Consider the following 18,881-nt stretch of genomic DNA (forward strand, 5'->3'; position numbering starts at 1 on the left):
CTATATCGCCATATTCATAATTTCATCGAGGGCTTGCACCAGTCGATTTCGTACTTGCACCATCGCGGTAAACGACAGCCCTGCCTTTTGCGTAGCAACCATAGCCCCAACTAAATCATCGCTATGGCCTAACTCTACCGCTTTGACCAATTCGCTCGACGCCAGTTGTTCGTTGTTGATGGCGTTTAACTTGTATTGCATCAAGTCGCCAAAGGAACCCGGATCGGTTCCTTGCACGAACTGATCGAAATCTGCCGGTGCAATATTGCCTTCAAACCGATCTTGCTTAATGGCAGCATCGCTGACATTGAGCAGCTCAGTACCAATTGCTGAAATTGCCATTATTTAATTCTCCTGCTGTTAAAAGCTGGCAACATTTTTGAGTTGTTCATCAATATCGATGCCGTTGTCGCGCATTTGAGCAAGCTTGTAACGCAGTGCTCGAGGAGTTATCCCGAGCTCTTCAGCGCAACGACTGCGGCTGCCGCCCTGCTGCTTCAGTATGTCGACGATGTATTGAAATTCGATCTGCTTTTTTGATTTAGCGATGGTTTTTGCTGTCGACACCGGTGCCGCCTTGGGCGTTGTAAGCCCCAAATCACTGGGCTGTAGACTCGCGCCATGGCGCATAACTAGCGCTCGCTGAATGCGGTTGTCTAGCTCGCGGACATTGCCGGGCCAACTGTGAGCAATCAGTGCGCTTTTGGCTGCGCTGCTGAACTGACATTGGCCAGCGTTGTACTGCATTTCATAATGGCCAAGTAAACTTTGTGCGATGGGAAGGATATCTTCACAACGATCTCTTAACGGTACGATGTGCAGCGGCAAAACGTCGAGACGGTAAAATAGGTCTTGGCGGAAGCGCCCTGCAGCCACTTCTTGACGCAGATCTTTGTTGGTCGCAGCGATGATCTTAATATCAAGTTTCACCGCCGTATGGCTACCTAGACGCTCAACCTCACGCTCCTGCAATACCCGTAACAGTTTGGCTTGTAACATTGGTGACATCTCGCTGATCTCATCCAACAGCAAAGTTCCGTGGTTGGCGTACTCAAACTTACCCATTTTTTCAGCATAGGCGTTGGTAAAGGCACCTTTAACGTGACCAAATAACAACGCTTCCAACATGCTGTCTGGAATTGCGGCACAATTGACACTTACAAATGAATGTTTCGCTCGCGGCGATTGTTCGTGGATATAACGGGCCACCCGTTCCTTACCGACGCCACTCTCACCGGTCAGCAGTACCGTTGCTGGCACCAACGCAGCCCGTTGCGCCAGCATCATCATCTGTCGGCTCACCGGAGCAACCGAAATAAACGAACCGTCATTGCTGTGAACCTTGCGCAAGCGTACAAACAGCTGTTCTAGCTGGATCGGCTCTATTGGCAGCAGCAGATAATCGTCGGCGCCGTTGGCCAGCGCGGTGCTCGCTAAATTACAGTCGTCGGCTTCAATCAAGGCGATCTTGGTAGTTGCAGCAGCTTGTTTGAGGCTAGTAGCAACATGAGATTCACCTTGGCCTTGCAGTGACACCAAGGCAACGTCGCTGTGACCATCGGTTACTGCTTGCCACCCTAACTTCGCTAATGTGCGCTGTTGGGTTAAATCAAGTTCAATGCCGTTTAGTTGATATAGCATCATTACCATGCTCCATCGACAGGTTTACTTAGGGTGTTACGCAAGTCGACCTCGGAACCAGCATCATTTACCGATTGGTGCCCTTTCAACAATAAACGGACATTGACCCGACGGTTTAGCTGCATTCCTGCGGCAGTGCGGTTGCTCGCAATGGGATAGCGGTCACCGTGGCCACGTGCTTCAATCATTGCAGCTGGAACCCCGACAGCGATTAACCCCTCTACAACGTCATCACTGCGTGCACGACTAAGCACCAGATTCTCCAGCGAGTCTCCTGCACTATCGGTGTGCGCATCTACCATCACTTTGGTAATTCGAGGATCAGCATCTACATATGCAGCAACAGCACTCAGTTCTTGTTGCTGCTGCTCGTTAATACGCACCTGTCCTGACGCCAGGTTAAATTGAATATTGCGAATCTGCTCGAACGAACGTGGTAATAGCTGTTGCTGGCAGTTAAGAAACTGTTCTACCGCAATACTGGAGTTGACGTTGGTAGCAACGACTTGCCATTGGCGATCACCGGCATGAACTTTCGTTTGCCACTGCCAACCACGCATTAGAGCCTGTAAGAATAGCTCGACCTGTTGCTCTGAGCTGGCCACATTAGCATGCCACTGCAGTGCCCCTTGATAAGGCACCACCGACTCCTTTGACTGCCATGCAGGGAAGGTAATCTCAATCGGTGATTCGGATTCGGGCTGCTGCAACCATTGCGCATGCAACTCCAATCGAGATGGGTAGCCAGCCTTATTGAACAGTACATATTCCCCAAAACCATCAACAGGGTGGCTCAAACTGCATTGGAACTTACTGCCATGATAGTCCCACCTTGCCAAATCGATATCAGTGGCTATGTTGACGTTTAGTGGTAAAGCGTGGGCATGGTTGATTGCCACGGCAAACAGCATAAAGAACGTAGATATCAAATTGTGAAGTCGTATATTCATCTATTTACTTTACACCAACATATTCAAGTTGTTTTATTTAACGCAATTGATAGCTTTTATTTTAATCAGCTAAATCGAATATTTCTGACTAGAAATTCGCGCAGATATTACGTGCGACCAAATTAAACCGCAATGCCATTCATTAGAATTAATATTATAAATGAACACACTCTCATTCAGAAAGCATTCAGAAATGTGTCTATTACCATGAATAACAAAAAGATAGAGGTCAGTAATAACTGGCAAATGGCAAAGCAGTGACCACAAATACAGCTACTCTGCACTTATGCTTTTGTGAAAAAATGTTAACATTAGTTAAATTAATCTCTAAATGACACTAACAAATGTGATCAGGAGCATCAGCGTAAACGATTGCGCGCCAAAGGTTACACACTCAACACCATAATGAACAAAAACCAGCCAACATCTAATTGGAAGGTTTTTGCTATCATACAAATATAAGCGCCCAATCAATAATTTACATTTCATTAAAAGAAAAGAGTTAGACATTTGCAACAACAGAAAATGAAAAAACCTTCATTTCGGCGCAAAATTCATCCTGTGGTTATTTTGGTCCATATATAATAGACCGAACTATTTATTAGTTATATTTGCCTGAACTGCTATTGTCGTGTTAAAAACCTCCGCTCTATTTATTGCTATCCCTATTTGGTCAGTGTTGAGATGAACGTGTTAAAGTTTGCAATTGATGATGGTTCGACAAATGTTAAAGTTTGCTGGTTAGATAATGGTCAAATTAAACGATTAACCTCACCAAATTCCTTTCGTAAAGATTGGAAGAGCGCAGCACTTCGACAAACCAATTCGGTATATAACTACCTGATAGGTAATACCAAATATACTTATGACGCCACCTCGGACAAGGCGCTGTCAACAACTCACATTGCCTACCAATACGATGATCAAAATCTCCTGGCGGTTCACCATGCGTTACTGCAAACCGGCATTGCCCCTCAGCCAGTAGAAATTGTGGTTACTCTGCCAATCACTGAGTACTACAACCCAGATGATTGTCAAAAGAACGAAGCCAATATCCAGCGCAAGAAAGACAACTTGATGCGCGCCATCACTTTGAATAAAAGTGAGCTTTTTCAGATTGTTGACGTTAGTGTCATGCCAGAGAGTTTACCTGCTGTGCTATCAACGTTGGTCAACTCTAACGTCAATCCACTAACCAAATCTTTAGTCATTGATCTGGGCGGTACCACGCTCGACATGGGGGTCATTGCTGGTGAGTTCGATGAAGTATCGGATATCTACGGCAATAAAGAGATTGGCGTTTCAATGGTTACCGATGCCGCCAAAAAAGTGCTAGCAGCAGCTGATAGCGATGCCAGCTTTTTGGTCGCGAACGAATTAGTCCGCCGCCGGACAGACACCGACTTCATCGAGCAAGTGGTTAATGACGAAACTCAGATCCCACGAATTTTGCAAAAGCTTGAAGAGAAAATTGATGAGCTAGGCACCCAAGTGGCTTACGAAGCCAAGAAGTTCTGTAAAAACCCACATCGCGTCTACTTAGTGGGTGGCGGCTCATCGTTGATTGTCGATGCGATTAGCAACGCCTACCCAAGCTTGGGCGATAAGGTGGTTCAGGTCGACAACGCTCAGACCGCGCTAGCGCAAGAGATTTGCATATACCATGCCGCTGGCGCTGAGTAGTCGATCATGAACGAGCGAATTGGGCCCAAGCAGATCCGTTGCCAATTTACCCTAGACGTTGATGAAAACCCGGCACACGATTACGCCTTAGTTGTGTTGAAGCAGTGGTTGGCGCAGCAACAGCACGATCCGCAAGCCGTTAGCCAATTTAATCGACAGATCTATCTGTCGGGGTTGTTTTTGCACCTGCTAGCGCCAACGCTACCCGCAGCTCTTGCCAATAGCTTTGGTCCAACATCTGCTGGCATTGACATCTTATGTGAGCACTTAAATTTAGTGCCGTTAGCTGATACTGATGCCAGCGCTACCGCCCCCTTGCTGACTGAATTGGCACTGCAACAGCAAGCTCAATGCGACCAGCTGGCGTCTTTGCGGCAAGCTTTTGATGATTTTCGTAAAACAGATGAGCGACCTGCGCCCACTTTAAATGATGACCTAAGCGCACACCTTAGTGCCGCAAACAAGATCGTCGCTGGTAACGAACAGCTGCGTAACCAACTACAGCAACTGCAGCAACAAGTTGCAAAGCTGGCGTTGCCTGCCGCAACACCGGCTAGTAGCGCAGCAACCAACCAGATAGAAGCACACACCAGTGATGAGCAGGCTGCAGTTGCAGCGGCTATCGCCAAAGTCGCCAACGTTAAAGCGAAAGGGCTATGGTAATGAATTACCAATCTTACATTGATCGTGGCGAGCACACGTCAAACTACCAAAAGCGAAGCCTGATCCTTGGCGACGCAGCATTTACTCACCAACAGCAATTTTGGCAACAGTTGAGCCCAACGGTGTTGATGGCATTAAATCAGGTAATGACGCCACTGCAACGCTTGGGCTATCCAGAGTTCTCTAAAGCCTCTGTAGCCAACGAGCACGAAGTACAAAAACCAACGCAGATGGCTTGTTGGCGTTTGTTTGCCATTTATGAACAGCAGCAATTGATCGCCATACTCCGGGTTGACCCATGCTCATTAATGCAACTTGCGGGCTCCTACTATGGCAGTAAAGAGTTTCAGTGGTTGTCTCCTTTGCAGCCGCAACCGAAACCGGAACAGCGCCAAGCAAAGCGGATATTTTCCAGCGTATATGAGCAACTAGACAGCAATTATCCACGTACCAATGACATTCAGGTTCAGCCACTGGGTATGCTTGAGTCCGATCACTTTGATGGTGGAGTTGAGTTCTGCGTTCAGTGGCCTGACGGTTGTGAGCTACCACCGTTGCTACTGTGGTTAACCCCCGCTTTTGCCAATCGGTTTTATTCAGACAGCTCATTGGTGTTGCCTGAGCGCAGCGATTTCAGTCGAGAGCTTAAACGAAAACTGGAGCAGGTTCCGATTACGGTAGAGGTTGAGTTGGCATCAATTACCATTCCACTGCACAGCCTGAATGAGTTAAAGCAAGGGGATATTTTGCCGATCAATCTCCATCAAAGCAGCCCAATTTCGATTGCTGGTAGACGCCTATTCAGCGGCCAAGTTCACACCCAAGAAGACAGCATGGTAGTAAAGATTGCAGATGAATAAGACCAATTCACCAATGCTAATGGACGACGACGATCTGCTTAACGACCTGCTGTTAGGCGAAGAAACTGCACCAGTAGACCAAAGCAAAGCCGACGCTAACATCGATGCCTTCCCAGGTTTGCCCATTACTTTAAGCGTCGAGATGGCGCGGTTGGCTGTACCGCTAGCGGAACTTAAACAGTTGCAAAGTGGCGATGTATTGGTGCTGCCTGAGCATCAGGACTCGTTAATGACTCTGCGGGTGAATAATACCGCTATTGGCAAGGCCGAGCTTGGGCGCCAAGGTGATTGGCTCAACATTCGCCTGGTGAAAGTTGCTCCGTCGATTTTGCAAGATGACCATGAATAACATTAAAACCGGTTTGGCGCTGGCATTACTGCTTATAGCACCAACGGCGTTGGCTGATCTATCACTGCCGGTGCTAAATCTCACCAATGGCGACGAGACTCAGCAAGTCAGTATTAAGCTCGAGATCTTAGCGCTGATGACCATACTCAGCTTGCTACCAGCAATGCTGCTCATGCTGACCAGTTTTACTCGTATCATCGTCGTATTAGCCATTTTGCGCCAAGCTATTGGTTTGGCGCAGTCGCCACCGAATAAAGTTTTGGTTGGGCTAGCGCTGGTTCTTACCCTCGCCATTATGCGTCCAGTCGGTAAGGCTATCTATACCGATGCGGTGGTTCCCTATGATGCCGGTGAGATTTCCTTAGTGGTTGCGATTGAGCGCACTGAAAAGCCGTTACGAGACTTTATCCAACCGAATACTCGCCGCAGTGATGTCGAGCAGATGCTGCGGATCTCCGGTGAATCGGTATCGTTGCAAGATGATGAGGTTCCGCTGATGGTATTGGTGCCAGCCTTCGTTCTCAGTGAGCTCAAGTCCGCTTTCCAAATTGGCTTTTTGTTATTCCTGCCGTTCTTAGTGATCGACCTCATCGTTGCCAGTGTGTTGATGGCCATGGGAATGATGATGTTATCGCCGTTGGTGATCTCACTACCATTCAAGCTAATGGTATTTGTGCTGGTCGACGGCTGGTCGATGTTATCGGCAACGCTTACCGCCAGTTATTGGAACTAGCATGACCGATCTAAGCCTTACCTCGGTATTTTCCGACGCCATTATTGTGGTAATAAAAGCCGTCTCTGCGTTGGTCATTCCCGGCTTACTCTTGGGTGTGCTGATTGCGGTATTTCAAGCGGCGACTCAGGTTAACGAACAAACCCTGAGCTTCCTGCCAAAGCTGATTTTGACCCTCGCAGTGTTACTGCTGTGCGGACAATGGTTGCTGGGATTGATTATCGATTTCTTTAACTTCCTGTTCTTCAACATTCCTAACTTGATTAGCTAACATGTTGGAGCTATCCGTTGCTCAAATCAGCGCCTGGATCGGCCTAATATGGTGGCCTTTCTGCCGTATTATGGGCCTGTTTGTAGTTATGCCGATGATGTCGAGCAAGCACATATTAATCCGGGTGAAGCTGCTGCTCAGCCTAACTATTGCGGTGATTGCGGCACCACTGATGCCACAGATGCCGCTCGTCGAAGCGGCTTCAGTCAGTGCGGTCTTGCTTAGTGCAGAGCAGGTGTTATTGGGCGTGTTAATGGGCTTCCCACTATTCCTGTGCCTCAACATTTTATCGGTATTGGGCGGAATCCTATCAATGCAGATGGGTTTGATGATGGCTATTATGAACGATCCCGCTAACGGCTCTAGCCACGCCCTGCTAGGTCAGTGGTTGATCCTCTACGGAACCTTACTATTTATCGGTATGGATGGGCCTAATGTTGCCTTGCAAAGCTTAGTGATGAGCTTCCATAGTTGGCCGGTCGGTAAAGGCATTTTTGATTTCCCATTGTATGAGCTCGCATTGCAATTCAGTTGGCTGATGGCAGCAGCACTACTGACCGCCCTACCCGCCGTGGTGGCGATGCTATTAGTGAACCTAACCTTCGGTGTGATGAACAGAGCAGCGTCTAGCTTCAACATCTTTGCATTGGGCTTTCCGATGGCGATGTTAATGGGGATTGGCTGCTTGGCATTACTGCAACAATTGTTACCGATGCGCTACGGCGATCTCACCGTGCAAGCGCTCGAAATGCTGCACCTAAGTATTCACCCCTGAGTTAGCACTATGAGTGATTCCAGCAGCAGCGAAAAAACAGAACAGCCCAGTAGGAAAAAACTGGAGAAAGCCAATAAGCAGGGGCAAGTTCCCCGTTCCCGTGATCTCACCAGTGGCATCCTCTTATTTACTGCGCCAGCTCTATTCATTGTCAACGGACAATCGCTGTTAGAACAATTGGGGCAGTTTTTCAGCAATAACTTAATCGTTACTGCTGAGGAGTTGCGCCAGCCTGATGTGATGGCAGCCCATCTGGTCGCGACGATCAAATCACTGATTACGTTTTTACTGCAATCGGCACTGTGGCTATGGGTGGCGGCAATGCTAGCCGCAATGTTGCCTAAAGGACCGTTGTTTCAGATTAGCCTCCTGCTGCCCAAATTCAGCAAGCTAAACCCGATCAACGGTTTGAAGAAAATTGTTGGTAGCCAGTCTTGGGTCGAGCTAGGTAAATCGATATTAAAGGTAACTTTATTTATCACTGTCTCGGTGTGGTATCTATTGAAAGTGGGCCCTAAATTACCCATGTTGGTAGGCCTTCACCCTTATCAGGCCATCTTCTCAGCGTTAGCCTATGTGGTTGAAGGGATTTTCGTATTGGCAATTGCGGCCTTATTGATTGGATTAATCGATCTTCCCTACCAGTTATGGAAAACCACTAACGATTTAAAGATGACCAAGCAAGAGGTCAAAGATGAGCATAAACAACAAGAAGGCAAGCCAGAAGTAAAGGCTAAAATCCGCCAGCTGCAACAACAGATGGCACGCTCTCGAGCCAGTAAAGCGCTACCCCACGCCGATGTGTTAGTGGTTAATCCCGAACATTACGCGGTTGCGCTAAAGTTTGATGAAAGCCGCGCCGAGGCTCCCTTTGTGGTAACTAAAGGGATTGATCAAGTGGCGCTGTACATGCGTTCACTTGCGCCCAAATACGATCTCGAGATTATTGAGGCACCCACCTTAACCCGAGCACTGTATTACTCCACCCGAATTGAACAACAGATCCCGCCAGCGCTTTACCGTGCAGTTGCGCAGATCCTTAGCTACGTCAGTCAACTGCAGGCAGCTCGTCGAGGCGAATCGAACGCGCCACCACCACTAATTCAACCACATATACCAGCCCATCTACAAACGGAGCCAAACTGAGTCGCATGTTAAAATCACTGCCACTTGCGCTTAAGCAAAATACTAATGTGATAGCGGTTCCGCTGCTGCTATTGGCCATGCTGGGGATGATTATCTTGCCAATCCCAAGCTGGCTATTGGACATCCTGTTTACCTTCAATATCATTCTGGCAATTATGGTCTTGCTGGTATCGGTGTCGGTTCGACGGCCACTTGAGTTCAGCCTGTTTCCAACCGTATTGCTGTTAGCAACACTTCTGCGGTTAACACTCAACGTGGCGTCGACCCGAGTGGTGTTGATCGAAGGCCATCAAGGTGGTGACGCTGCAGGTAAGGTAATTCAAGCCTTTGGTGATGTGGTTATCGGTGGCAATTACGTCGTCGGTGCCGTTGTCTTCCTTATCTTGATGATCATTAACTTTGTGGTGATCACCAAAGGTGGCGAGCGCATATCTGAGGTAAGTGCACGATTCACCCTTGATGCTCTCCCCGGCAAACAGATGGCAATCGATGCGGATCTTAACACCGGCGCCATCAGCCAAGATCAGGCCCGACAGCGTCGCAAAGACGTTACCGATGAAGCGGATTTCTACGGTTCCATGGACGGTGCTTCTAAGTTCGTCCGTGGTGATGCAGTCGCGGGTTTATTGATCCTCGCTATCAACATCATCGGCGGCCTGTGCATCGGTACTATGATGTACGATCTTGGCATTGGCGAAGCGTTCAAGGTGTACGGTCTGTTGACCATCGGCGATGGTCTGGTGGCGCAGATCCCATCACTGCTGCTTGCGACCGCAGCAGCCATTATTGTTACCCGCACCTCAAGTGCGGAAGATATGCCTAACCAGCTGCAACAACAGTTGTTAGCATCGCCAGTTGCCTTACTTTCTGCCGCAGCAGTAATGACCGTCATCGGTATCGTACCGGGCATGCCTACCTTTGTTTTTCTCGGCTTCGCTGCGGTATTGGTGTTTTCCGCATGGCGAATGGGCAAGCAAAAGAACAAAGTGGTTCCAAAAGAGGTAAAGCAGAAAACTGAAAAGTTAACTGAAGAAGCTCCAGCACCAACTTGGGACGCTCTTCCTCATGTGGACTTAATTGAGCTCAGCGTCGGTTATCGCTTAGTTCACTTGGTTGATCGCAGCAAGGGGGCCGAACTGGTTAAGCGACTTACCGGCGTGCGTCGTACTCTATCTGAGCAGGTCGGCTTCCTTCTGCCAGAGATCCGTGTGCGCGATAACCTTGGTTTAGCACCAAATGCCTACCAAATTAAGATGAGCGGCCGGATGATAGCCACTGCGGAATTGCAACCAGAGAAGTTAATGGCTATTGAAAGTGGCCAACTGTACGGCAAGCTTGAGGGACAAATCACCAAGGATCCTGCCTATGGCATGCCAGCGCTATGGATTAATCCAGACAATAAAGCACGCGCGTTGAACATGGGCTACTCGGTAGTTGAACACGCCACCGTAATTGCCACTCACATCAGTAAGGTGTTGCGAGAAACCACTGATCAGTTGTTACAACACGATGACGTAAGCGAGTTGAATAAACGCTTGGCGCAGATTGCCCCAAAACTGGCAGAGTCACTCGGCACAGCTCTAACCCCAATATTGCAGTTGAAGGTCTATAGATTATTACTGCGAGAAGGCGTCCCAATTGGCGATATTCGAGCCATCGCGACCACATTGGTGGAAAGCGCTGACAACAGTAAAGAGCCGATCTTATTAGTAGCGGATGTGCGTTGTGCCCTCCGAGCTAACATCGTTAGTCAAATCGCTGGTTCAAACAAAGAGTTACAAGTAACCACACTTGCTCCAGCCTTAGAGCAAGCACTACTGGCAGGTCTAAACCATGCTCAGAAGGCTGGAAAAGTAAGCCTTGATAGCTTCCCAGTTGATCAAAAAACACTGCAAAAACTTCAGCAACAAATGCCAGAATTGCTTAAGCAAAATCAGCAACAAGCGCCAATTTTGCTGGTATCACCGCAGCTTAGGCCGCTGATTTCTCGATACGCACTGGCCTTCGCTAAGGGCGTTCACGTGCTGTCCTATAATGAGATTCCTGAGGATCGAAACTTGCTCAACCAAGCGCAGATAAATTAACCAATAACTGCCTCTTAACTGACTACTATCAACGCCTCATTTCGAGGCGTTTTTCTTAGCTGTGTACCAATTAAGTGTTGCTCTTTCTAATGCTGTTAAAGCAGCGGCTAGACGACAGCGAAAAACTACGATTTAACGCACAAACCGCAGTTCATAAGGCGACAATGGCTTCTTCTCGGTTCCCTGCGGCTTATCAGTTGATGGATATGCTCTCCCAAAGCCTACTTGAAGATGACATTATTCTCAGTCTTGATGGGCTTTCCAACACCGTAGCTACACTGTTCGGATATAGCGACGCCAAAGAAATGATGGATGATGAAAGCTTCAGCAACAAGGGACTGAATGAAATCAAATACCTCTATCATGACTCATCATTTCTTGCCAAAAGGCTCGATAACATTGTCAAAAGTGAAGAGTCGGATAATGAAGACCTGTCCGGCGAAATGCTTTTCGACCATCTGCAAGATATTTTAGAAGGCTACCCCTTTGAACTGTTATCTGATGAGTCACTTGCTGAGAGGATCAGCGAGAGCGTCAACGAAAATAGTTACGATATTCTTGATAGTGAGGAGCTATCTTGCCCAAGAGCTGAAAGCGATACTGTTTTCGAAGATCTGTATTTAGAAGTTGAACGCTTCGACCTTGATACCGCTTTTGAAGTTACGATGAGCGGATACGCCAGCGGCCATCACAGAAAAGAGACTGACATGCCGGGTCAAGATTTGTCTGTTCGAGTAGTCGCCACATGCAAGCCAACCATAGGTAAGTTTGGCCTATCTGACTATCAGTTAGAAATCATTGGTTCACCCAGAGATTATGGTGACGATGCATATTCGAGCTCAAAAGATGTTCACGGCAGCGTTTCATCCTAGGTTTATATTCTATTACGTTGCTGCTTTTCTTGGGCTGTGTCTTAAGTAACTGTTATCCGCTGACATAAAGATTGATCATTCACAATATAGTTTGATACGCAATCTGTGATTAGGCTTCCCACAATCACTTCTTTAACGAGGCTACTAAATCGCAGCTTCTTATCATCAATACAAGTCTGTCGATAGGGGATTCTCTGAAGCCAAACTTAGTGTAAAAGTTTCGTGCTTGATCATCGACTGCATGAACCAAAATTCCTGCACCACCAACAACCTCCATTGCGGCTACTGAGCGCAACATACAGTCTTTGAGCAGTCCAATCGCGACACCTTGACCTTGATAACGCGCATCTACCGCTGACCTTGCTAGCACAACCATAGGGATGGGATCAGGGCTATTGCGCTTTAAGGAACTGAACGCTGAGCTTCTTGATACCGATCCCATTGCGATCGCGTAGTAGCCCACAACTTCTTCCGTTTGGCTGTCTGTGACAACATATGTTTTGGCGGTCCCGCGAGCATTGCTTCTTAAAGCCTGTTGCCGAAGCCAAACGTCCAGAGAGGCTACACCGCAACTAAACGAGGCAGTGCTATCATTGTCGGTAATGATGCGAGGTTTGTTTATTCCCAAGGACTTTTCCTCTGAAATAGATCCTGTACGCCTTCGCTAACTTTTGCAGGTTCATCCAATGCAGTTTCAAATGCTTCAAATGCTCTTTGTTCCAACTTGAAGTCTTTTTGATCTGCTAGCACCTTATACGCTTCGTTTAATGCGGCCTGTTGGATAAAGACGGTTCGATCCATGCTCTGCAAGGATGCAGCTGCGTCAATCACTTCGCGCACGGATGGTAGCACTCGCATGTTGATAGCAGCTGATTTGGTAGCCATAGCCCGATCCTGTATATCTAATAGATACACAGCATAATAGCAACCATGCCCGTGTAGTCAATAGCTACACAGGAGGCTGTTTGCAAGGCTAGCCTGCGCAATTTGAACACACTATATTGTCAGCGGACAGGTCAAGAGTTGCCAAAAACGATTGCAGCGATCACGAAGAATATGAACAGCGCAGAGAATAATTGGTGCGGGTCGAATGAGTCTTGGTCATCTTTCTGGCTGCGACTTGATAATGACTCTAATTTGGCGCGGCGCTGGATGGCGTTTAATTGTATGCGTTGGCTCTCTTTAAAACTTTCACTAAGTTCATCTTTTTTTATCGCAACGTTTTCGGTGACAACGGCCATATATCCATTAAAACTGTGATACGTACCATAATGATTACCGCCTTTTGAGCGTTCTTGGCGTTCACAGGCAAGGCTCAAGATGGCGTTACAGCCAGCGTGTTTCGCGGCTTTCTCTAAGTAGTTACGTCCCTCTTGAGGCGAGTTAAACCACGGCGATTCGATATAGGTAGATCGAGTAACAGTGCCGTATTTTGGTTTATGGTTTTTGGTAAAAATGAATCCGTTTACCTTTTGCTCGATGGTTGTCGTTTCGCACACTTCCATATTTCGGGCTTCATAACCCTTTGCGGTTTTAAACAAATCAAATTCAACAAGCTGACCAGACTTTAATTTGCTGAAGGTGCTGTTTTTTGACTTATGGAAAAAGACATCCTTTTGGAGCCCTTTACATTTAATAAAACCAAAGCCTTCGTCGGCTAATACTTTTTTAATTGTTCCATTTTTTTTCATTAAACTAATCCATTAACACCATGCAAGCGCATTATCTAATAGAGCCGATTTGGTACCAGTTATCATCGAGCAATTCCCAGTTATGCAATCGTTGATGGCAGAGAAGGCTGTACGAGCGAGTAGTAAAGATTCATAGTCGGTTAATCTTGATACGGGATTCATCAAGACGTAGGCCAACAACTCACAGGCTGTTGGCGGCACAAAGCGATCATTAGAATCGACCCAAATCGAAAGAGTTAATCGATAGCGATTGGCAGAGCCTAAAACCTTCTCAAAGATGAAACATTTGACTAGCCAATAAACAATGACGCAGGCACTCCAAAACGCGCCGATAGTGCCTTGATGTGGTTGATAGTTAGAGCGCGCTTTACGCTCAAGATCATTGATACCGTCGATTTTGCTCCAATTTCATTCTTGAAGTCACTTAACGTCAATTTATGCTGATCGATGATAAATCTTAGCATGGCGATACCTGAATCGAGCTTATCAATCGCTTGGTTGAACTCACTAAACTGCTCAGCTTCTTCATACCTTTCAATCACTGGAAACATCAAGTCGATCAATGGCTGATGAGCATCATAATCTTCAATAAGCACTCCCATCGTGGCAATCAGTTCTTGATATTGCTCAGGTGATGATATACCGCTCACCCAAGGCATAACTTGATGCAACTGAGCTGCGGCTTTGTCCAATACAGCTATATCTAACATTGTGTTACCTCTTAAGTTTCTTTTTACGGTATTGCTTTGTAATGCGGTCGTACTCCGCATGGCTCACAATGTTCTTAACGAAGCATTTACCTCCTAAGGTTTTAGTGCTCCCATTTTTAACCGCGGTTAAAAGTAGAGGTCGGACGGTATCAAACCTGGTGGTCCACTGCCGACGTAAGAGCGCGTTCTGTTTAGAAACAGTCACTGCTCATATTGGTTTCTTGATCGCTGGTAGACACTAAATTCATTGCAGGAACTAAAGCCAGCTTCCGTCAGGCAACGTCGACAGTATCCTTGACGACCGTTGCGTAGTAGGTTGTCGTAATTGCCTGAAGAGCAACCATGCTCGGCCACCCCGCAGCGTGCGACCAGTCGCTGTTTTGTAGTGCTCAGGCGTGTATTGACAGGCGCTTCAGGCGTCTCTTCCAACGTAGGGAGTGCTAGCGGTTGCTGGTCTAGTATGCTAGCATGGAATGCCCACAAGAACTGCGCCAAAGCTAGTGTCTTGCCAAACGAATTACTTCGTTCGCCCGCCAGCGACGAGCAAACAGGGCAAAGGTGCTCATCTTTCGTCAGGCGTTTCAGCAAAGTTTGAGCGCTGCAGCATATAGGCGGGTGAGCTAGGACTTGCCCGTTATGCCTTTCAAAACAGCCACAACACAACTGGTAATGATTATCCCTTAGTTCTTGCAGTGTTGCTGTCGGGTAGCGCTGCCGTAGCTGTGCCAGCAACTCCGCTTTCTTGTCGGCATTGGCTTGGGCGTAACTCTCTGTCTGGCAGTCTGCGCACGGGCAACCGGTCGTGTTCTGCGTTAGCCACTGACGCCATTCGACCAACTTCTGTGTCACCCGGTGTTGCTCTCCCCTAGTAGCTGTAAGCCAGTATTCTCCCGCATGGTAGGATAGTCCCAATCGGTTTGGGAAAGGACCTACCTGCCAGCCGCGTTCACTGAGCGCTGTCATCACAGTTTCCGCATGGGCGACAGTCAGATCCCGGCTTAGTGCCCGTGAGGGATGGATTCGCCATCCGCTGCCCAGACAATGTGGGCAACGGAACCCGTGATCATCGACCAGTTGCTGAAGCACTCGAGCTTCGCTTCGACCTCGAAAACTTGCGGCACCACAATCGGGACATTCAAGCCCCTGCTCCGACAGCGCATAAAAACTTATTAACACCTTATCCGGCAGTGCTGCCAGCAATTTTTCACCTAATGCTTCAAGGAGTCGTTGTTGTTTTAGTGCGCGATGGGTGGTCGCTATTTTTTTTGCCACCTCCGTTAGTTGCTCAGAGGTCATCCGGCGGTGCCCAGGGTGGTTGCATTTTGCCCGCCAAATTTGCCCTTTTTGTTTTAGTTGTATAAACACACTGACCGGCTTACGTGTCATAGATGCACCACAGATTGCCCCGTTTGCGATCCATTGACCGTCGACCACCTGATGCGGATAGCAACAGACTAGGCCGGTTTTTTTTGCCGAACCCGGCACGATGGACTCCGGAGCATCAAAGTAATCCGCAAGGTCTGGGTACAGCGCCTGAATACAGTTTTTATCCGTAACAACCTGGTTGGCACAAGCGGGGCAACCTGTGTTTTGCACCGTACGCCTGTAGAGTGACGTCTTCCAGCGATGTCCACAGCCATCTTTGCTGCAGCGCCACGGCAGTGATTGGTCATAAGTCGGCGACAACTCATGCAGTCGCAACGGCGTGCGAGCGATATCTAGCTCACACACCAAGTGCGGAAACTTCGCCGCCGCTGATTCTGCCGCGTCGATGTTGACCATATGGAAGAAGTAGCCTGCGGCGACATCGAATTGATTTAACGCCGACGGTAGGTTCACTGGGCGTGACAGCAATCTGCCAACAAGGAGCAATAACGTCCTCAGGTCTGGAAGGAGTTCGCCAAGGCCATTCGTTTTTCTCAATAATGTGTGCGTGGTGGTTGGCAGCGCATAAAGACCTTGTTCCCGTATCCGAATCACCTGCCAGCCTGCCGCACGCAGCGTTTCGTCTTTTTTTTGATCGCGTATGGCTACTTTCTGTTCTTTGTGATAATGCTTACCATCATATTCGATGGCAATTTTTATTCGTTGCCACTGAATCGCGATGTCAATCTCTACCCCGTCAACTCGGTGACGGTGGATGACTTCGGCGTCGGGTAGGTTGGCTTGGATTTCCAGATACAGCAGACACTCGGCCCGAGAGGTCTGCTGATGCGAGCAACGTCCACAAATGGTGCCATCTTGATATCGGGCCTTTGGACTGGCCGTCGTGTAATGGCCTCTAGGGCAGAGCCAGTGCACTGATTTCGTATAGCCGACGTGAACGAGCTCTGGCGGCTCGCTATTACGTTTGCTTGGATCTAACCCTGACTGATCATAACAATACTGTTTCGCCAGCCAGTCATGATCAGCCACCGTACCTTGCTCAGCACGGTAGGTTTCTCGACGGGTGTCGGTGCTATTGATGCATTCGGTGCATCCGCTGTAATCGGCAAACTGTCGGTAGGTTCGATGTCGTTCAACCCCGCAGCGGCGGCACGTGAACGGCAAAGTGATATATGCTCCATCCTTAATGCGCATAGCTTTTCGGTGTGCCTCAGTGGCCAGGTAACCCAACCAGTGCTGCTGCTTGAGCAAAGTGTATACAGAGTCGCGGATATGAGTGCGGTCGCCACCGGGACAAAACGGGCAGTGAGGGAACCGGTTACGGTTGGAAAGCCGAGCAGGCCATACATGGTAGTGCTTTCTGGCGCAGCGCCACCATGCCTCCTTGTGCGTATCGCCCGGTACGTCGTTGAGCGTCAATAGTCCCCGATGCAGAGGCTCAACCCAGCGGACGAACTCCAGCACCAGTTTGGGGAAGCGTGATGCAAAACTCGGCTTCCCGTTTACTAGGAAGCTATCTCGATCGCGCAGGATACGTTGCTTGCTGCGGCATTTGGCGTCCTTGCAGCAAATACGATGTGGTTTTAGGGTGCCATAGCGGCATAGGTAATTGGGACTCAGCGATACACGTTCACCACAAAAAAAACAGTTGAACCAGTAATAGCAATTGCTGCCAGTGGTGATTTGAGACAATGGTACCGTATTTCGTGAACTATAGAGCTGCACTAGAATAGGAACCTTATTGCATTGGTATGCCATAGCACTGCCTACTTTGCCTCCCTAGTTTCATGTGAGTCAGCAGCTATCCTAGACCGTTTCCAGCGCCACCGTTCACAAAAACCGTAGTGCTACTTGTTTTTGCCTAGGTAGCGGGCATATAAGGCTATCACTAAAACGAAAAGTTGAAGCACACCTGCTGCCATTAGAAGGCTTTCATTCGACATTGCATGCATAGTTAACTCCTTATGGATAGCTACTCAGTGCTTCCCAGAAATCGATAAGATCAACGCCAATCATGGTTACTGACAAACCTACCGCCAATTCTAACTTTGCGCAAATTTAGAACCTAGAGCTCGTAAAAAAGCTAGCTGAGTACCTTGAGTTTATCCTTCTAGTACATGAGCTAGTTCACCAGCAAGAACGCCAACACAATGCCCGTTTTAAGGATCTGATGGATAAGTTCCTTCCCAACTTGGCGCGAACGCCGCGACCTGCTTAACAGCCTGCCGCCTGCTTATGATGATTGCCAGTATTAGGTATACAAACGGAATTGCTCTGGTAATCAGCGTTCCAGAGTGCCCAATCTCGTACCACTGTTTCGCAGAATCAGCGCAGACATGGCCGGCGATACGCCCAGATCGGCTAGCTAAAGTCACCGAAATGCATCTTTTTCAGTACTTGGGTAATTAAACTCCTACCTACATCGAGCCCTATTAGTTCCGTCGGAGTTTTTCCTTCGAGTAGTGGAATCGACGAACTCAACCAGCGAATTGTTCGTTCTTTATCACCAAATACGTCCGCAGTTTGCATTATAAGAAAGAGTATCGCGACCACTTGATCTGACTCTGCACTACTGAGTCGTGCATCCCGATTTGATTCAGCGTCAAGCAGATAGTCTTCGCCAAGAACTGACATGAAAATCGATTCGCTTCCTAAAAAACCAACAACGTCTTGAACCTCTGAACGTTTTAGGCCCGGCATTACAGCTAGCCATCTCCCTTGGATTGTACTCAAATCAAAATCAGGCACTAGACTGTTAATCTGATTAGACCAGTCGTTAGTTGAGCGGTAGTAAGTTGGATCCATAAGAACGTTCCCACCTTCACTTCAATTAGTACATAGCTTTAGCCGCTTTGAGTTAGATAGTTGCAAGCTAGCATTTTGAATGCGATGAATCGACTCTATGCATTTGCTATCGAACTAAATCGTATCATCATAAAGTTACCATAACCCTTGAAGTAGCTGACCAAATAACGAACATTGATTGTTGTGGTTGCCCAATTCGCAGGTAAAAATAGAAGATATCGGTATTAGGGTTTCGAGGTGTGGAACATGGGGCCCAAGCCCT

Annotated in this window: 20 protein-coding genes; 11 read left to right on the forward strand and 9 right to left on the reverse strand. The window is 47.9% G+C overall.

The window, feature by feature from the left end; genetic code table 11:
- Genes fliE through HER31_RS07930 form a run of 3 tightly spaced genes read right to left on the reverse strand, consistent with a single transcriptional unit; the run spans position 1 to position 2,591 of the window.
- A complete protein-coding gene (gene fliE / locus HER31_RS07920) occupies positions 1 to 342 on the reverse strand; it encodes a flagellar hook-basal body complex protein FliE (RefSeq protein WP_168660070.1) in 342 nt (113 codons plus the stop codon).
- A gap of 18 nt (positions 343 to 360) precedes the next feature.
- On the reverse strand, positions 361 to 1,644 hold the full coding sequence (locus HER31_RS07925; RefSeq protein ID WP_238786908.1) for a sigma-54 interaction domain-containing protein: 1,284 nt from the start codon (positions 1,642 to 1,644) through the stop codon (positions 361 to 363).
- A complete protein-coding gene (locus tag HER31_RS07930; RefSeq protein WP_168660072.1) occupies positions 1,644 to 2,591 on the reverse strand; it encodes a MotY family protein in 948 nt (315 codons plus the stop codon). The genes HER31_RS07925 and HER31_RS07930 overlap by 1 nt, the downstream gene beginning before the upstream one ends.
- Before the next feature lie 684 nt (positions 2,592 to 3,275).
- Between HER31_RS07930 and parM the strand changes: the two genes are divergently transcribed.
- From parM to HER31_RS07980, 10 genes are all read left to right on the forward strand, one after another.
- Positions 3,276 to 4,274, forward strand: coding sequence for a plasmid segregation protein ParM domain-containing protein (gene parM, locus HER31_RS07935; protein WP_168660073.1), 999 nt, complete (start codon positions 3,276 to 3,278; stop codon positions 4,272 to 4,274).
- Positions 4,275 to 4,280: 6 nt separating this feature from the next.
- Positions 4,281 to 4,937 (forward strand): hypothetical protein, encoded by a 657-nt coding sequence (locus HER31_RS07940; protein WP_168660074.1) that lies wholly within the window; start codon positions 4,281 to 4,283, stop codon positions 4,935 to 4,937.
- Entirely contained in the window at positions 4,937 to 5,797 is an 861-nt protein-coding gene (locus HER31_RS07945) for a FliM/FliN family flagellar motor C-terminal domain-containing protein (protein ID WP_168660075.1), read from the forward strand. Before HER31_RS07940 ends, HER31_RS07945 begins: the two co-directional genes overlap by 1 nt.
- Positions 5,790 to 6,146: a FliM/FliN family flagellar motor switch protein gene (locus tag HER31_RS07950; RefSeq protein WP_168660076.1), complete on the forward strand. Its 357-nt coding sequence runs from the start codon at positions 5,790 to 5,792 to the stop codon at positions 6,144 to 6,146. The genes HER31_RS07945 and HER31_RS07950 overlap by 8 nt, the downstream gene beginning before the upstream one ends.
- Complete coding sequence (fliP, locus tag HER31_RS07955; RefSeq protein ID WP_168660077.1) at positions 6,139 to 6,879, forward strand: flagellar type III secretion system pore protein FliP; 741 nt, start codon at positions 6,139 to 6,141, stop codon at positions 6,877 to 6,879. Before HER31_RS07950 ends, fliP begins: the two co-directional genes overlap by 8 nt.
- 1 nt (position 6,880) lies before the next feature.
- The gene (locus tag HER31_RS07960; protein ID WP_168660078.1) at positions 6,881 to 7,150 is read left to right on the forward strand and encodes a flagellar biosynthetic protein FliQ; all 270 of its coding nucleotides are present in this window, start codon (positions 6,881 to 6,883) and stop codon (positions 7,148 to 7,150) included.
- A gap of 1 nt (position 7,151) precedes the next feature.
- Positions 7,152 to 7,925 (forward strand): flagellar biosynthetic protein FliR, encoded by a 774-nt coding sequence (locus tag HER31_RS07965; RefSeq protein WP_168660079.1) that lies wholly within the window; start codon positions 7,152 to 7,154, stop codon positions 7,923 to 7,925.
- Positions 7,926 to 7,934: 9 nt separating this feature from the next.
- Positions 7,935 to 9,071 carry an EscU/YscU/HrcU family type III secretion system export apparatus switch protein gene (locus HER31_RS07970; RefSeq protein ID WP_168660080.1) on the forward strand — a complete coding sequence of 379 codons (1,137 nt, stop codon included), beginning with the start codon at positions 7,935 to 7,937 and terminating at the stop codon, positions 9,069 to 9,071.
- 5 nt (positions 9,072 to 9,076) lie between these two features.
- On the forward strand, positions 9,077 to 11,155 hold the full coding sequence (gene flhA / locus HER31_RS07975; protein WP_168660081.1) for a flagellar biosynthesis protein FlhA: 2,079 nt from the start codon (positions 9,077 to 9,079) through the stop codon (positions 11,153 to 11,155).
- Positions 11,156 to 11,244: 89 nt separating this feature from the next.
- Positions 11,245 to 12,027 (forward strand): hypothetical protein, encoded by a 783-nt coding sequence (locus tag HER31_RS07980; protein ID WP_168660082.1) that lies wholly within the window; start codon positions 11,245 to 11,247, stop codon positions 12,025 to 12,027.
- Between the two features lie 124 nt (positions 12,028 to 12,151).
- On the opposite strand, the gene HER31_RS07985 is transcribed toward HER31_RS07980, so the two are convergent.
- From HER31_RS07985 to HER31_RS08005, 5 genes are all read right to left on the reverse strand, one after another.
- The gene (locus HER31_RS07985; protein WP_168660083.1) at positions 12,152 to 12,655 is read right to left on the reverse strand and encodes a GNAT family N-acetyltransferase; all 504 of its coding nucleotides are present in this window, start codon (positions 12,653 to 12,655) and stop codon (positions 12,152 to 12,154) included.
- Positions 12,646 to 12,912: a type II toxin-antitoxin system TacA family antitoxin gene (locus HER31_RS07990; RefSeq protein ID WP_168660084.1), complete on the reverse strand. Its 267-nt coding sequence runs from the start codon at positions 12,910 to 12,912 to the stop codon at positions 12,646 to 12,648. Before HER31_RS07990 ends, HER31_RS07985 begins: the two co-directional genes overlap by 10 nt.
- A 131-nt stretch (positions 12,913 to 13,043) precedes the next feature.
- A complete protein-coding gene (locus tag HER31_RS07995) occupies positions 13,044 to 13,718 on the reverse strand; it encodes a cold shock domain-containing protein (RefSeq protein WP_168660085.1) in 675 nt (224 codons plus the stop codon).
- Positions 13,719 to 14,008: 290 nt separating this feature from the next.
- Positions 14,009 to 14,428, reverse strand: a complete 420-nt coding sequence (locus tag HER31_RS08000; RefSeq protein ID WP_168660086.1) for a helix-turn-helix domain-containing protein — start codon at positions 14,426 to 14,428, stop codon at positions 14,009 to 14,011.
- 201 nt (positions 14,429 to 14,629) lie between these two features.
- Positions 14,630 to 17,506 carry a zinc-ribbon domain-containing protein gene (locus HER31_RS08005; protein WP_168660087.1) on the reverse strand — a complete coding sequence of 959 codons (2,877 nt, stop codon included), beginning with the start codon at positions 17,504 to 17,506 and terminating at the stop codon, positions 14,630 to 14,632.
- 412 nt (positions 17,507 to 17,918) lie between these two features.
- On the opposite strand from HER31_RS08005, the gene HER31_RS18790 reads away from it, so the two are divergent.
- Positions 17,919 to 18,032 (forward strand): YgjP-like metallopeptidase domain-containing protein, encoded by a 114-nt coding sequence (locus HER31_RS18790; RefSeq protein WP_238786931.1) that lies wholly within the window; start codon positions 17,919 to 17,921, stop codon positions 18,030 to 18,032.
- 143 nt (positions 18,033 to 18,175) lie between these two features.
- Here HER31_RS18790 and HER31_RS08015 read toward each other — a convergent pair whose 3' ends face one another.
- The gene (locus HER31_RS08015; RefSeq protein ID WP_168660088.1) at positions 18,176 to 18,619 is read right to left on the reverse strand and encodes an MbcA/ParS/Xre antitoxin family protein; all 444 of its coding nucleotides are present in this window, start codon (positions 18,617 to 18,619) and stop codon (positions 18,176 to 18,178) included.
- Between the last annotated feature and the right edge of the window lie 262 nt (positions 18,620 to 18,881).

The organism is Ferrimonas lipolytica (assembly GCF_012295575.1).
In the GTDB taxonomy this organism is placed as follows: Bacteria; Pseudomonadota; Gammaproteobacteria; order Enterobacterales; family Shewanellaceae; genus Ferrimonas; species Ferrimonas lipolytica.